The 15,651-nt window shown below is 62.4% G+C and carries 6 protein-coding genes and 1 CRISPR repeat array (1 of these 7 only partly in view); of the genes, 2 read left to right on the top strand and 4 right to left on the bottom strand.

Annotated features, from left to right (window positions below):
- Nucleotides 1-90: 90 nt before the first annotated feature.
- The 3 genes from F8S13_02715 to F8S13_02705 all read right to left on the bottom strand — a co-directional run bounded on the left by F8S13_02715 (nt 91) and on the right by F8S13_02705 (nt 3,101).
- Complete coding sequence (locus F8S13_02715; GenBank protein ID KAB8146007.1) at nt 91-1,263, bottom strand: PAS domain-containing protein; 1,173 nt, start codon at nt 1,261-1,263, stop codon at nt 91-93.
- Entirely contained in the window at nt 1,247-2,083 is an 837-nt protein-coding gene (locus tag F8S13_02710) for an alpha/beta hydrolase (protein KAB8146006.1), read from the bottom strand. The genes F8S13_02715 and F8S13_02710 overlap by 17 nt, the downstream gene beginning before the upstream one ends.
- A 349-nt stretch (nt 2,084-2,432) precedes the next feature.
- The gene (locus F8S13_02705; protein ID KAB8146005.1) at nt 2,433-3,101 is read right to left on the bottom strand and encodes a hypothetical protein; all 669 of its coding nucleotides are present in this window, start codon (nt 3,099-3,101) and stop codon (nt 2,433-2,435) included.
- 235 nt (nt 3,102-3,336) lie between these two features.
- On the opposite strand from F8S13_02705, the gene glgX reads away from it, so the two are divergent.
- Both glgX and F8S13_02695 read left to right on the top strand, forming a co-directional pair.
- A complete protein-coding gene (gene glgX / locus F8S13_02700; GenBank protein ID KAB8146004.1) occupies nt 3,337-6,306 on the top strand; it encodes a glycogen debranching protein GlgX in 2,970 nt (989 codons plus the stop codon).
- 709 nt (nt 6,307-7,015) lie between these two features.
- Nucleotides 7,016-8,749: an ABC transporter ATP-binding protein gene (locus F8S13_02695; GenBank protein KAB8146003.1), complete on the top strand. Its 1,734-nt coding sequence runs from the start codon at nt 7,016-7,018 to the stop codon at nt 8,747-8,749.
- 109 nt (nt 8,750-8,858) lie between these two features.
- On the opposite strand, the gene F8S13_02690 is transcribed toward F8S13_02695, so the two are convergent.
- Nucleotides 8,859-10,973 carry a PAS domain S-box protein gene (locus F8S13_02690; protein ID KAB8146002.1) on the bottom strand — a complete coding sequence of 705 codons (2,115 nt, stop codon included), beginning with the start codon at nt 10,971-10,973 and terminating at the stop codon, nt 8,859-8,861.
- A 591-nt stretch (nt 10,974-11,564) separates the two neighbouring features.
- Nucleotides 11,565-15,651: direct repeats of the CRISPR family, unit length 36 nt; unit sequence GTTTCAATCCCCTCGCGAGGATTAGGTTATTCCGAG (it continues 793 nt past the right edge of the window).

Raw genomic sequence — 15,651 nt, 5'->3', positions numbered from 1 at the left:
ATCTCGTATTTGCAACAGTTATCACCCATCACATGATGAGTATAGACGCCGCATGTGACAGATAGTGTCACAAAAAAGCGGGGAGTGCGATCAGCTGACGGGGATTTTCTGGCTGGTGGGGAGCAGCGGCGCGCCGCTATATGGCTCGCACAGCTCAAGCGTGAAGGTGCTCCCCACGCCATAGACGCTGTCGAGCGTGATATGCCCGCCCAGCAGCTCGGCCAGCTTCTGCGAGATCCGCAGCCCCAGGCCGGTGCCCTCGCGGCTGCGCACCTCGGGCGAGTTGACCCGCCCGAACTCCTGAAACAGGCGCTGCTGGTCTTCGGGCTTGATGCCGATGCCGCTGTCGATCACGCGGATGGCCGTGCGGAGCTGGCCGTCGGCGATCTGCTGCTGCACCAGCACCTGCACGCTGCCTTGGTCGGTGAACTTGATCGCGTTGTTGACCAGGTTGATGATGATCTGCCGCAGCACGCGCTCGTCGCTGTGGATGGGGGCGATCGGCAGGCTGGGCTGGAGGAAGAGCGCGATCTGCTTTTTGCTGGCCAGCGGCAGCAGGCTGGCCAGCACATCATCGATGATCGACTGGCATGCGACCGTGGTGAGATGCAGGTCGATCCGGCCCGACTCGGCCTTGGCGAGGTCGAGGATATCGCCGATCATGGCCAGCAGGTGGTGTGCGCTGCGCTGGATGATGCCGAGCTGCTTCTCCTGATCGGCGGTCAGCGGGCCGGGCAGGCGCATCAGCAGCGTGCCGGTGAAGCCGATGATCGCGTTGAGCGGGGTGCGCAGCTCGTGGGTGATGGTGGTGAGGAAGCTGCTCTTGGCCTGGTTGGCGCGCTCGGCCTCGTCGCGGGCGCGGCGCTCGGCCTCGTGGGCGCGCTCGGCGGCCCGCCGCGCCTGGATGAGCGCCTGCTCGAACTCCTGGCGCTGGCGCATGATCACCACCACGCAGTGGCTGATCGTGTCGGCGGTGTCGCCCTGGCGCACGCCGTTGAGCAGCACGGGCACATCGCCGCCGCCGCTGTCGTGCAGGCGGATGTAGATCTCCTCGACCGCGCCGTCGAGCCGCAGGTGGGGCAGAATATAGCTCTGGAAGTAGAAGCGGCTGCCAGGTGTGAGCAGCTGCTCGATCGGCATGCCCGCCAGCGTGCCGGGGGGGTAGCGCAGCATCTGGTGGAGTGTGGCGTTGGCATACTGCACATGCCCATCGGCAGACAGCACAAAGAAGCCGCAGGGCGCGCTGTCAAGGAGCGATTCCACTGCCTACGCCTACTGCTAATGGTGAATCGAGGTATGCCTGGATGAGCTGCGCAGTCTGCTGGGGGTTGCTGAGCTGTGGGAAGTGGCCGATTGAGTGGATCTGCTGCAGGGAGCTGTGTGCGATGTGGCTGTGCATATATTCGGCCACCGACGTGGGGACGATTGGGTCGTCAAGGCATTGGAGGATGAGCGTTGGGCATGTGATCTGCCCCAGCATGGTGCGATTATCGCTCATAAACGTGACCTCGGCAAACTGCCGCGCGATAGCTGGGTCGGCGGCGTTGAAGGTCTGCTCGATCTCGTAGGCCAGATCGGGGCGCTGCGGGTCTTTGATCGCCAGCGGGGCCATGAAGTTGGCCCAGCCGCCATAGTTGCGCTCCATCAGGTCGAGCAGCTCTTCGATGGCCTGCTGCTCGAAGCCGCCGGTGTAGTTTTCTTCATTTACATAACATGGAGAGGTGCCGATCATCACCAGCCGCTGGAAGCGGCCTGGCTGCTGCAAGGACGCGCGCGCGCCGATCATCCCGCTGATCGAATGGCCGACAAAAATGCACGAGGGCAGCTCGAGCGCATCGCAGATCTCCAGCACATCGGCCGCATAGCCATCGAGCGTCGCATAGCGCCGCGCGTCATAGGCCTGGCGTTCGGATCGGCCCGCGCCGACATAGTCGAACAGGATGATCTGGTGCGCGGGCGCGAACAGCGGGGCAAGCAGCCGCCAGGTGTCCTGGTTGCAGCCAAACCCATGGGCGAAGAGAATAGGAGGTGACCCATAGCCAAGGATCTGGACATGGTTACGTGTGCAGATAGTCTGGCTCATAGTGTACCTAGTGGCATATCGGGGCCGATACGTTGTGGCCTTTCCGCCCTTAGCTATTATACTATGCTCTGGCTGGTTTGTGCACAGCGAAGATATTGAACCAGGGCCTATGCGTTTTCGGTAGAGCACCGATTCTTTACCACCAAGACTCCAAGACCCCAAGGAACATACAAGAACGAATACCACGAAGCACGCGAAGGGGAAGAATCGCGCTGTTTTATCACCAAGATCCCAAGGGGTAAACGGATCGTTTTACCGTTAAGACCTAAGGAAATCGGCTGTGGTGTGTTTTCGCAGCGGGCTTGGCTGCTAGTGCCATCCAGGGTGGCGGTACGGCGGGCTGGGAGGGTCACTCGGGGAAAAGAAGGTTGATCGAGGCCTCGCCCTCGGCCTCGCTGTGGGGGTTGGCGCGCACCTGCATCAGGATATCGCGCGCCACCTCGGCGGGGATCTGCAGGTCTTGGCGCAGCCGCTCAAGCTTGCTGGCCTCCTCGGGGGTGATGATGTGGTCGCTGAGGGCCTGCTTAATGCTGGCGCGGAAGGTCTCCTCGGCATTGGGGTGCTGGCGGAGCCTGGTGGCGTAGCCGAGCAGCTCGCTGGCGACTGGGTTCGCCCTGGCCTCCTGCCCGAGGATGTACTTGAGGATGTTCCACGACGCATCATCCATGGTGCGCACGCTGCTGTCGAGCACGGCCTTGGCCTGCGGCCCAGGGCGCAGCATCAGCTGCTGCACCGTGAGGCTGATAGTGTGGACGTTGTCGGCGAAGAGCAGCAGCTTGAAGGCGTAGTCGCTCTGCTCGGCGCGCTGGTGGAAGTGCTGGAAGAAGATCTGCCAGGTCTCCTGCTCCATACGCGGCACCTCGCGGATGAGGAACTGTACGGCGTGCTGGATGGGCTGGGCCATGATCTGGTTGATAAATGCGTCTCGCGTCTTGATAATTGCGTCGGCTACATTCCCAACGACCGAAAGCTGAGCGACTCCCCCGAGCAGGTTTGTCCAGTCATTCTCTGGTTGCATCGGCGTGTACCTTCAGTTGTGTGGCAAGCAATATGCTGGGTAGTGTAGCAGCACTTCTGGCATTTTGCGATACGGCTGTGGTACTGTATCACCCTGGGCAATGGGCGCAGCGATCTCGGGCATTGCGGGCCTGCTGGTGTCCTAGAGCCAGCTACGCAGATCGTTCGTATAGGTAGGCAGCGCTGCGCCGCCGCTGCGAGAGATGCGCTACTCTTCTTTTTATGAGGTTGGAACGATGACAAGCATTTTGCCAGGCGACCCCTACCCGCTGGGCGCCACCTGGGATGGCCAGGGCGTGAACTTTGCGCTGTTCGCCGAGCACGCCACTGGCGTGGAGCTCTGTCTGTTCGACTCGCCCGAATCGCCCACCGAGACGGTCCGTATCCCGATCGGCTCGCAGACCGATCAGGTGTGGCATGTGTATGTACCCGGCATCGGCCCAGGCCAGCTGTACGGCTACCGCGTCTCCGGCCCCTACGATCCATTTCACGGCCTGCGCTTCAACCAGCACAAGCTGCTGGTCGACCCCTACGCCAAGGCGCTCACCGGCGATATCGCCTGGCACGACGCGGTGTTCGCCTACCCCATCGGCGCGCCCGAGGGCGACATGCTGCCCGACCAGCGCGAGAGCGCGCCGCACATGCCGCGCTGCGTGGTGGTCGACCCGGCCTTCGATTGGGGCAACGATGCCGCGCCGCGCACGCCGCTGCACGAGTCGATCATCTACGAGCTGCACGTCAAGGGCTTCACCAAGCTGCACCCCGAGGTGCCCGCCAACCTGCGCGGTACCTACGCCGGGCTGGGCCACGCCGCCGCCATCGCCTACCTGAAAGAGCTGGGCGTGACCGCCGTGGAGCTGCTGCCGGTCCATCAGTTCGTCGACGACCGCAGCCTCGTGGAGCGCGGCCTGCGCAACTACTGGGGCTACAACACCCTGGCCTACCTGGCCCCCGACTTCCGCTACAGCAGCAGCGGCGTGCGCGGCGAGCAGGTGCGCGAGTTCAAGGCCATGGTCAAGGCCATGCACGCCGCAGGCATCGAGGTCATTCTGGATGTGGTCTACAACCACACCTGCGAGGGCAACCACCTCGGCCCCACGCTCTCTATGAAAGGCGTGGACAACGCGGTCTACTACCGCCTGGTGGGCGACCAGCCGCGCTACTATATGGACTACACCGGCTGCGGCAACAGCCTGAACATGCTGCACCCGCGCACGCTCCAGCTGGTGATGGACAGCCTGCGCTACTGGGTGCAGGAGATGCACGTGGATGGTTTCCGCTTCGACCTGGCCTCCACGCTGGCGCGCGGCCTCTACAACGGCGATCGGCTTTCGGCCTTCTTCGATACCATCCACCAAGATCCGGTGCTCTCGCAGGTGAAGCTGATCGCCGAGCCGTGGGACATCGGGCCGGGCGGCTACCAGGTGGGCAACTTCCCAGTGCTGTGGGCCGAGTGGAACGGCAAGTACCGCGACACCGTGCGCCGCTACTGGAAGGGCGACGAGGCCCAGGTGGCCGAGCTTGCCTATCGGCTCAGCGGGTCAAGCGACCTCTACCAGCGCAACGGGCGCAGCCCCTACGCCAGCGTGAACTTCATCACCGCGCACGACGGCTTCACGCTGCGCGACCTGGTGAGCTACAACGAGAAGCACAACGATGCCAACGGCGAGGGCAACCGCGACGGCGAGAGCCACAACAACTCGTGGAACTGCGGGGCCGAGGGCGAGACCGACGACGCGGGTATCAATGCCCTGCGCGCCCGCCAGCAGCGCAACATGCTGGCCACCCTGCTGCTCTCGCAGGGCGTGCCCATGCTGGTGGCTGGGGACGAGTTCAGCCGCAGCCAGGGCGGCAACAACAACGCCTACTGCCAGGACAACGATGTCTCGTGGGTGCACTGGGACCACGCGCCCGAGGCCGCCGACTTGCTCAGCTTTACCAAGCGGCTCATCCAGATGCGCAAGGCCCACCCGGTGCTAGCCCGCCGCAGCTTCTTCCAGGGCCGCTCCATCCGTGGCGAGAACGTGCGCGATATCGAGTGGTACAGCCTGGATGGCACGCAGATGGGCGATGGCCAGTGGGCCGAGGGCTACGTGCGCTGCCTGGGCATGCTGCTCAATGGCCAGCTGATGGATGAGCTGGATGAGCGCGGCGCGGCGATCAGCGACGACGTGCTGATCATCCTGCTCAACGCCCACTATGATCCGCTGCCCTTCACTTTGCCGGGCGCGGCCAGCGGCCCCCGCTGGGAGCTGGAGCTAGACACATCCAACCCCGCCACATCCTGCGAGCCGATAGCCCCCGGCGGCAGCTACCTGCTCCAGGGGCGCTCGCTTGCGGTGCTGTGCCAGCGCGGCCAGGAGTGGGCCGCCGTGCATGGGGCCACCCCCGTGCAGGTCGACGCGGTGGAGCCGCCTACCGAGGTGCTCCAGGCCGCCCAGGACGCGCAGCGCACCGTGGTGGGCAACCTGATGACCATCGCGGCCTTCTGGAGCCCCCAGCTCGGCAACGCCCGCGACATCCTGATCTACCTCCCGCCCAACTACGCCGACGACGACCGCCGCTACCCGGTGATCTACATGCACGACGGCCAGAACCTTTTCGACGACCGCACCAGCTACGCGGGCGAGTGGCGGGTCGACGAGACCATGCAGATCCTCAGCCAGCAGGGCGTTGAGGCGATCGTAGTGGGCATCCCCAACGTGGGCGAGCGCCGCATGGATGAGTACAGCCCCTTCGTCGATGCCCACTACGGCGGCGGCTGGGGCGAGCAGTATGTCGATTTCATCGCCGATACGCTCAAGAGCTATATCGACCAGTCGTTCCGCACCCGCCCCGACCGCGAGCATACCGGAATCATGGGCTCCTCGCTGGGCGGGCTGGCCAGCCTGTACGCCTTCTTCTACCGCCCCGAGGCCTTCGGCTTCGTGGGTGCCATGAGCCCCGAGCTGTGGTTTGCCGACCGCGCGATCTTCCCTATGGTCGAGACCGTGTCCGCCCCGCAGGGCGCGATCTACTTGGATGTGGGCACCGCCGAGGGCGAGGAGCGTGGGCAGGATGCCCGCCGCATGCGCGATCTGCTGGCCCAGAAGGGCTACACGCCCGAGCAGCTGCGCTATGTGGAGGCCGCAGGTGCCGAGCACAGCGAGGACGCTTGGTCGTCGCGCCTGCACGACGCGCTGCTGTTTCTGCTGTCTGGTCGATAGGTTCAGCCGCCGTTCAAGCGATGCACGTGCAAATCGCTTGAACGGCGGCTGTTGGTTTGAAAAGGGCCTGTCGCCCGCATTCCCACGCCTTCGTTGTGGGCAGATCATGGCCAGCGGCGGCGGGCGGCCCCTGCGCGCGGATGGGCGAGGCCGCTGGTTTTTTTGACATACTGTTGCTGTACACAACCTTTTACCACCATCAACCAAAATTTCCCCTTGGAGTCTTGGTGGTAAAGCGGTTCTTTCCTGCCTTCGCGCCTTCGCGGGAAAACCGTTGCTCGGTCGAAAGGCCGACTTGACGCCCACCGCGCCGCCGTGGTACCCTGCCCCTACCGAATCGCACCATGGAGGTACCCCAATGACACACATCTCCCACAATCTGTCGCTTCAGGCCTCGCTTCTTTGCGCTGCCTGCTTGCTTGTGGGGTGCGCCTCCTAACCAATCGAGATCCTGCACATCCTGACGAGCGGCTCGTGATCCATCGCTGATCACGGGCGGGCGCGCCTGCGCCCGCCGCATGCCTGCTCGCCTGGGTGCAGTCCATATCAGCGGCCATGGGTGTGCACCACACCTGTGGCCGCTTTTTCATACCCCCATAGTCCCTCGCCACAGGTGCTCGCCCTGGCCGCCTCGGCTCCCCCACTGAATCCACCTTTTTTACCCCTTTGCCGAGCGCGCCCGCCGCGCCGCACCACGAGGAGATCGTGCATGAGTCCGCGTGTCCGCAAGTTCTTTTCCTACTACCGCCCCCACTGGCGGCTGCTGCTGGCCGACCTAGCCTGCGCCATGGTGGTGGCGGCCATCGCCCTGGTTCTGCCGCTGTGCGCCCGCCACATCACCAGCGTGCTGCTGGCCGCGCCCACACCCGACGCGCCGCGCCAGATCGCCATGGTCGGCCTGCTGATGCTGGCGCTGATCGCGGTCTACGCGATCTGCAACATGTTTGTGGACTACCAGGGCCACATGATGGGCACCATGATGGAGCGCGATCTGCGCGCCGAGCTGTTCGCCCACTACCAGCGGCTCTCGTTCCGCTTCTACGACGAGCAGCGCACCGGGCAGCTGATGACGCGCCTCACCAGCGACACCTTCGCCATGGGCGAGCTGTACCACCACGGGCCGGAGGATGTGGTGCTGTCGCTGATCAAGTTTGTGGGCACCTTTGTCATCCTGCTCGCGATCAACGTGCCGCTGACGATCATCCTGTTCCTGTTTCTGCCGCCGATGGCCGCCTACGCCTTCTATTTCAACCGCAGGGCTGGCCGCGCGCTGCGGGCCTGCAGCGACCGCGTGGGCGACATCAACGCCCAGGCCGAGGATACGCTGTCGGGCATTCGCGTGGTGCAGTCGTTCACCAACGAGCCGCTAGAGCAGCAGAAGTTCGAGCAGCATAACCAGCGCTTTGTGGCCAGCTACCGCCTGGCTCACCGCGAGGATGGCTATCTCTACAACGGCATGGTCGCCTTCACCCAGATCCTCACCGCCGCCGTGATCGTGCTGGGCGGCGTGTGGGTGGCGAGCGGCGCGCTGGCCCTGGCCGACCTGCTGACCTACCTGCTGTATGTGGGCATCATCATCGAGCCGATCCGCACCGCGCTGAACTTCGCGCGGCTCTACCAGGAGGGCATGGCGGGCTTCCGCCGCGTGATGGAGGCGCTGGAGGTGCAGCCCGACATCCAGAGCCCGCCCGGCGCGGCGCGGCCCCACGCGGTGCGCGGCCAGATCTCGCTGCGCGATGTGAGCTTCGGCTACCGCGCGGGCGGGCTGGTGCTGTCGGGTGTCTCGCTCGATATCGGCGCGGGCGAGTACGTGGCGCTGGTCGGCCCCTCGGGCGCGGGCAAGACCACGCTCTGCTCGCTCATCCCGCGCTTCTACGACGTGACGGCGGGCGCGGTCACGCTCGACGGGCGCGACATCCGCACGCTCGACCTGCGGGCGCTGCGCGAGAGCATCGGCATCGTGGCGCAGGATGGCTACCTGTTCGCCGGGACAGTGGCCGACAACATCCGCTACGGGCGGCTCGACGCCACGCTAGATGAGGTGGTGGCGGCGGCGCGGCAGGCTGGCGCGCACGATTTTATCATGGGGCTGCCGCAGGGCTACCAGACGGATGTAGGCCAGCGCGGCGTGCGGCTCTCGGGCGGGCAGAAGCAGCGCATCAGCATCGCCCGCGTGTTCCTGAAAAACCCGCCGATCATCATCTTCGACGAGGCCACCAGCGCGCTGGACAGCGAGAGCGAGCGGGCCGTGCAGGAGTCGCTGGAGCGGCTGGCCCGCAACCGCACCACCCTGGTGATCGCCCACCGCCTCTCGACCATCCGCAACGCCCAGCGCATCGTGGTGCTGACCGAGGGCGGCATTCGCGAGCAGGGCACCCACGAGGAGCTCGTGGATGCCGACGGCCTCTACGCCAGCCTCTACCACACGCCGCTGCGGCTGTGAGGCCAGCCTCGCGCGGTAAACAAGCTCGCCTTCGGCCCCTCCGCTGCGTGGGGCCGAAGGCGAGCTGTCCTCATGCGGGCCTCGCACCGCTGCTGCGCAGGCCTCCGCATCAGTGGCCATGCCACAGCGGCAGCAGCACGCGGAAGGTGCTGCCCTGGCCCTCGCTGCTGCGCACTTCCACCGCACCGCCGTGGGCCTGCACGATCTCCTTCACCACATACAGCCCGATCCCCGCGCCGCCCACCTTGTCGCGCTCGACGTTCTCGGCGCGGTAGTAGCGCTCGAACAGGTGGGCCTGGGCCTCGGGCGGGATGCCGATGCCCTGGTCGTGCACCGCTAGGCACGCCTGCGCCCCCTCGCGCGTGACCGAGATCGCGATGGGGCTGTTGTCCGAGCTGTACTTGATGGCGTTCTGCAGCAGGTTGCGCAGCACCTGCTCCAGTCTGGCCCAGTCGCCCAGCACCACCAGCGGCGGCTCGTTGTCGGCCCGCAGCGTCGCCGCGCGCGTGCCCAGCAGGGGCTGCAGCTCCTCCAGCACGCGGGCGGCCAGCGCGGGAAGGGCCACGGGGCCGCGCTCCATCTTCACCTGGCCGCTCTCCAGCAGCGAGAGATCGAGCAGGTGTTCGATCATATGGCTGAGCCGCTGGGCCTGCTCGACCACACGTCCCAGCGTCAGCTGCTCGCGGTCGGCCAGCACGCCCTGGGCGCGGCGCTCAAGCAGCTGGGCGTAGCCGAGCAGCGCGGTGAGCGGCGTCTTTAGCTCGTGCGAGGCGATCGAGAGGAAGGCGTCGCGGGTGCGCACGGCCTCCTCGGCCTGCCGCCGCGCCTCCTGCTCGCTGGCCAGCAGCTGCTGGCGCTCCTGCTCGGCCTGCCGCCGCGCCGTGATGTCGCGGAAGTAGACCGAGATGCCCGCAGGCGATGGGTAGATCGTTACCTCGATCCAGCTATCGATGATCGGCGAGCGCGTCTCCAGCGTGATCGCGCGCTGCTCGCCCATGGCCTGGAGCTGGGCTTGGTGCGAGTCGCTGCCCACCGCATGGGGGAAGGCCTGCCAGATGTTCTGCCCCAGCAGCTCGCGGCGGTCGCGCCGCCACAGCGCCTCGGCGCGCCGGTTGATGTAGCTGAAGCGCCACTCGGTGTCGAGCGCGTAGAAGGCGTCGCTGATGCTCTCTAGGATCTCGATGGTGCGCTGGTGGGCCTGCTGCAGATCGCGCTCGGCCTGCTTGCGCGCCGTGATGTCCTCCACCACGGCGATGAAGTAGCTCGGCTGGCCATCGCTGTCGCGCACCATCGAGGCGGTGAGGTTCACCCAGATGAGCGCGCCACCCTCGCGGATGTAGCGCTTCTCCATCGTGTAGGTGCTGATCTCGCCGCGCAGCAGCAGCTGCATCTTGCTCAGATCGGCGTCGAGGTCATCGGGGTGGGTGATCTCCTGAAAGGTCTTGTGCCGCAGCTCCTCGGCGCTGGCCCCCACGATCTCGCACAGCTTCTGGTTCACCCGCACCCAACGGCCATCCAGCCCCACGTGCGCGATCCCAACGGCGGCCTGCTCGAAGGTGGCGCGGAAGCGCTCCTCGCTCTCCCACAGGGCCTCCTCCACCTGCTTGCGCGCCGTCGCGTCGTGGATGACCTTGGCGAAGCCGCGCAGCTGCCTTCGGTCATCCCATAGCGGCAGGGTGAGACCAGAGGCCCACAGGCGGCTGCCGTCCTTGCGCACCAGCCAGGTGTCGCCAGCGGCCCGCCCGCTCTCCAGCGCCTGGGCGATATGCCGCTGGGGCAGGCCGCGCGCCTGATCCTCGGGGCTGAAGAACAGCGCGATGGGCCTGCCAAGCACCTCGTCGGCGCGGTAGCCCAGCAGCTGCTGCGCGCCGGGGTTCCACCCGGCCACCGCCCCATGGGCGTCGAGCAGTATGAGCGCGAGGTCGCGCATGTTGTTCATCAGCAGGGTCGATAGGTCGTCGGGCGCGGGGAGGGGGGCGTGCCCCATATGGCTAGCTCTTTCTGTGTGTGCGATGCCGAACCCGTCGTGCCCGCTCGCGTGCGCTGGATGCTTCCTCTGGTCTGCAGGCATTATACAGGGAAAGGGGCTGCCCGCAGCGCGTAGGCAGGAGCGCGCTGGAATCAGTGACGTAGCGGCGGGTCGCGTGCCCGCCAGCGCCGCGTGGCATCGCATGCATCGCCGGTACGATGCCACGCGGATCGCATCGCCACGCATTGAGGGCATTGCGATACGAGCAATGCAAGCAATATGCGCGCTGCGCGGTGTTCTATCCCCTCGCGAGGATGAGGCTATTCCGAGCCAGCGTTATGTGCCACACCAACACTCCCGTGCGGTTTTCCTTACCCTAACTAAGAGCTGCTCTCATTCTATGACGTGTTGCGCCGCAGCTTGGCAGCGCCTGCTGCCGGGTCGCGGGTGGCTTTTGTGGGGTGAGTAGGTGCCCCTTCGAACTCCAAAGGTGCGGCAGGACCAGCGTCCGGGCGGCGCATGCCCGGGGGCGACCTGTGCGGCGGGTTACTGGTGTCTGCCCGCATCACCCTGCGAATCATGCGTGCCATCCCCCATGACGTCGGGGCGCTGGTGTCTACCCGCATCGCCCCGCGCCACCAATGCGATCCCTGCCATCCCGCCGCCGTATGGGCAGATCGCGTATCCGCCCGCATCGTGGGCATCGCGGCCATCGTGTGCCCCACCGATGCGGGCGATGCGGGCGATGAACACGATGGGTTGCAACGGGCCACTGTAGGGGCGGGCTTTATGCCCGCCCGCAACGAATACCACGTGATCATCGTAATGCACCGCATCGCCCGCGCCGTTTCAATCCCCTCGCGAGGATTAGGTTATTCCGAGTTTATGCGGAAATGGGCCGGGTGGGCATCTGCTGGATTACGGTTTCAATCCCCTCGCGAGGATTAGGTTATTCCGAGGCAGACATCGCGACGTATATTGTGTACGCCACAATCATGTTTCAATCCCCTCGCGAGGATTAGGTTATTCCGATTTATGGGAGTCGGCTTTATAGCTGCCCTGTACGGTTTTATGTTTCAATCCCCTCGCGAGGATTAGGTTATTCCGAGGCCTCTACGAGCGGCCCTATCAACACCCGCTCATGGTCACGTTTCAATCCCCTCGCGAGGATTAGGTTATTCCGAGGCCTCTACGAGCGGCCCTATCAACACCCGCTCATGGTCACGTTTCAATCCCCTCGCGAGGATTAGGTTATTCCGAGCGCCCAGCGCCTACCCACCCAGCTCCAGACCCGTATCCTGAGGTTTCAATCCCCTCGCGAGGATTAGGTTATTCCGAGGAGTATGCTGATTGGATGTTAACCCATCTTATCCAAGGTTTCAATCCCCTCACGAGGATTAGGTTATTCCAAGTCCAAGAGGATCTGCTGGGCCTACTATAACATGGCCTAGACGTTTCAATCCCCTCGCGAGGATTAGGTTATTCCGAGCCGGATGTATCGCCCTCGCCTGCCCATCCTACGCATCCGTTTCAATCCCCTCGCGAGGATTAGGTTATTCCGAGATTTGCGGTGTTCACCGGATCGCCGTCATTAACAGACTGTTTCAATCCCCTCGCGAGGATTAGGTTATTCCGAGCAGGTACAAACGCCTGAGCTTTCGAGCTTTCACCGAAACGTTTCAATCCCCTCGCGAGGATTAGGTTATTCCGAGAATTGGTCCTGGCGTCAACTACAACATCGTCAACAGCGGAGTTTCAATCCCCTCGCGAGGATTAGGTTATTCCGAGCTATGTTGTTGATGTAGGATCTACTGTTACAGTAGATTGTTTCAATCCCCTCGCGAGGATTAGGTTATTCCGAGCAAACCAGGTGATGTGGTCTTCGATATCGGTGCAAACGTTTCAATCCCCTCGCGAGGATTAGGTTATTCCGAGGCCATCGAATGCGGGGCTATCGACAAACGTTGAAAATGAGTTTCAATCCCCTCGCGAGGATTAGGTTATTCCGAGCGGCTCGGAGCGTACAGGATCTCTCTGCGAAGATGGAGCGTTTCAATCCCCTCGCGAGGATTAGGTTATTCCGAGTTGGGAGCTGGAGCTGGAGCCGATAGGCCATAAAAATCCGTTTCAATCCCCTCGCGAGGATTAGGTTATTCCGAGGATGGAGTCGCTGACGGGCTCGGTCGAGACCTTCCAGTTTCAATCCCCTCGCGAGGATTAGGTTATTCCGAGCAGGCCCGTATTGCTGTTTCAGCAACGGCCACAGGAAAGGTTTCAATCCCCTCGCGAGGATTAGGTTATTCCGAGCAAACCACGATCTTGCGCGTCCTAATCACGTATAATTTTTGTTTCAATCCCCTCGCGAGGATTAGGTTATTCCGAGCGGGGGATGCCCGCGCCCCGTGGGGCGTGGCGGGGGGGTTCAATCCCCTCGCGAGGATTAGGTTATTCCGAGGAAGGTCGGCGACAAGATCGAGGCCCCGAGCGGCGATGTGTTTCAATCCCCTCGCGAGGATTAGGTTATTCCGAGCCTGCTGGCCATCCTGCCCCTGCTGGCCGTTGCCTGGTTTCAATCCCCTCGCGAGGATTAGGTTATTCCGAGCTGACATGTATTTTACGGATAGTGCTGGTATTTACGTTTCAATCCCCTCGCGAGGATTAGGTTATTCCAAGGGCCTGAAATGCGCTCTTGCTGGCATCTGCGCTGTAGCCGTTTCAATCCCCTCGCGAGGATTAGGTTATTCCAAGCCTGAGTAGCCTCATGAAGAGCAAAGACATTCATGCACTGGGTTTCAATCCCCTCGCGAGGATTAGGTTATTCCAAGGATCGTAGCTACACCACCCGCCGCCAGTCGCGCTCTATCTGGGTTTCAATCCCCTCGCGAGGATTAGGTTATTCCAAGCGGCAACACCACGGGCAACCGCTACGCCTACTTCGACCGTTTCAATCCCCTCGCGAGGATTAGGTTATTCCAAGTGCGGGTGCGGCGGCTCAAGGGCGGCCACATGGTGCGGGTTTCAATCCCCTCGCGAGGATTAGGTTATTCCAAGCCCGAGGGTCGCACCTTCTACGTGCGCGAGGACTTCCAGGTTTCAATCCCCTCGCGAGGATTAGGTTATTCCAAGTGCGCGAGGTGCGCCGCCTGAATGAGCGAGATCGCCAGCGTTTCAATCCCCTCGCGAGGATTAGGTTATTCCAAGCCAGATCGAGCTGATCGCATCGGTCCTCGGACCAATCGGTTTCAATCCCCTCGCGAGGATTAGGTTATTCCGAGCCTTTCAGCCTCGCCAAGCACCGCCCGCTCTATCTGGGTTTCAATCCCCTCGCGAGGATTAGGTTATTCCGAGGGCCAGGGCCGCGTAGTCGGGCCGCGCGGCGAACATGTGCGTTTCAATCCCCTCGCGAGGATTAGGTTATTCCGAGCGAAAGTTTGCCGAGCATGGTTATAATATTCCCCTACGTTTCAATCCCCTCGCGAGGATTAGGTTATTCCGAGAAGATCCTGCCACTGCGTCTAAACGATCTGGGCTTATAGGTTTCAATCCCCTCGCGAGGATTAGGTTATTCCGAGTGTCGGCATCACGCCAAAGGTGATGCTTTTCATGAGCCAGTTTCAATCCCCTCGCGAGGATTAGGTTATTCCGAGCGAGGTAGATATCGTTTGCGACCTGCAGGCGGTTGCCGTTTCAATCCCCTCGCGAGGATTAGGTTATTCCGAGGAACTCTTCCCCGAGGAAGACAGCGAAGACGAAGAGTAGGTTTCAATCCCCTCGCGAGGATTAGGTTATTCCGAGGCCGCAAAGCTCGGCTTCGCACACTGTGTGTTGTTTGAGTTTCAATCCCCTCGCGAGGATTAGGTTATTCCGAGCGCGGCCAGCGGCCCACAGGCCGACGACCGCAACTTCGGTTTCAATCCCCTCGCGAGGATTAGGTTATTCCGAGAGAGAATCGCTCGGGCTATCTCTCCACCGGGCAGCGCTTGTTTCAATCCCCTCGCGAGGATTAGGTTATTCCGAGCTGCCATGCCGCTGCGCTCTGCATCTCCAGTGCGAAGTTTCAATCCCCTCGCGAGGATTAGGTTATTCCGAGGGCTCATCTGGAGGATCTGGACGAGCGCATGCTGCTGGGGTTTCAATACCCTCGCGAGGATTAGGTTATTCCGAGTCTATATCAGAAGGCTGCCGAACAGCTGGCTGTTATGAAAGTTTCAATCCCCTCGCGAGGATTAGGTTATTCCGAGTCAGCAATCATTTTGGCCAATTGCTGACCACCATAGGACTGTTTCAATCCCCTCGCGAGGATTAGGTTATTCCGAGATTAGTACTGCCTATGATTATTTAAAAAATCTTGGTGTTTCAATCCCCTCGCGAGGATTAGGTTATTCCGAGCAACTCGTACACTGCATGTGAACGGTATCGAGGTGGGAAAGTTTCAATCCCCTCGCGAGGATTAGGTTATTCCGAGGCCTAAATGGGCACCCCGGACGAACACGTACACCCAGTTTCAATCCCCTCGCGAGGATTAGGTTATTCCGAGGAACTCGGGGTGGATTCTTTCAAGGCTTACCTTCCAATGCGTTTCAATCCCCTCGCGAGGATTAGGTTATTCCGAGCTACAAACTCTGATTTCTCCACCAAGTCGGAAAAGTGAAGTTTCAATCCCCTCGCGAGGATTAGGTTATTCCGAGCTCTATACACAGCGCAGCGGCGCAAATTGATTCAGTACGTTTCAATCCCCTCGCGAGGATTAGGTTATTCCGAGCTACGATAATTTTAACACGGAAGTTCTGATAGACCTTATGTTTCAATCCCCTCGCGAGGATTAGGTTATTCCGAGGATACACGACGGCAGGGAGCTTGGCAGCCCTTCAAGTCGTTTCGTTTCAATCCCCTCGCGAGGATTAGGTTATTCCGAGATTGTAGCTGAGATCGG

The sequence above is a fragment of the Chloroflexia bacterium SDU3-3 genome, from assembly GCA_009268125.1.
Classification (GTDB): Bacteria; Chloroflexota; Chloroflexia; order Chloroflexales; family Roseiflexaceae; genus SDU3-3.
Note: the sequence above shows the minus strand (reverse complement) of the source record. Positions and strands in the feature narration are given on the sequence as shown.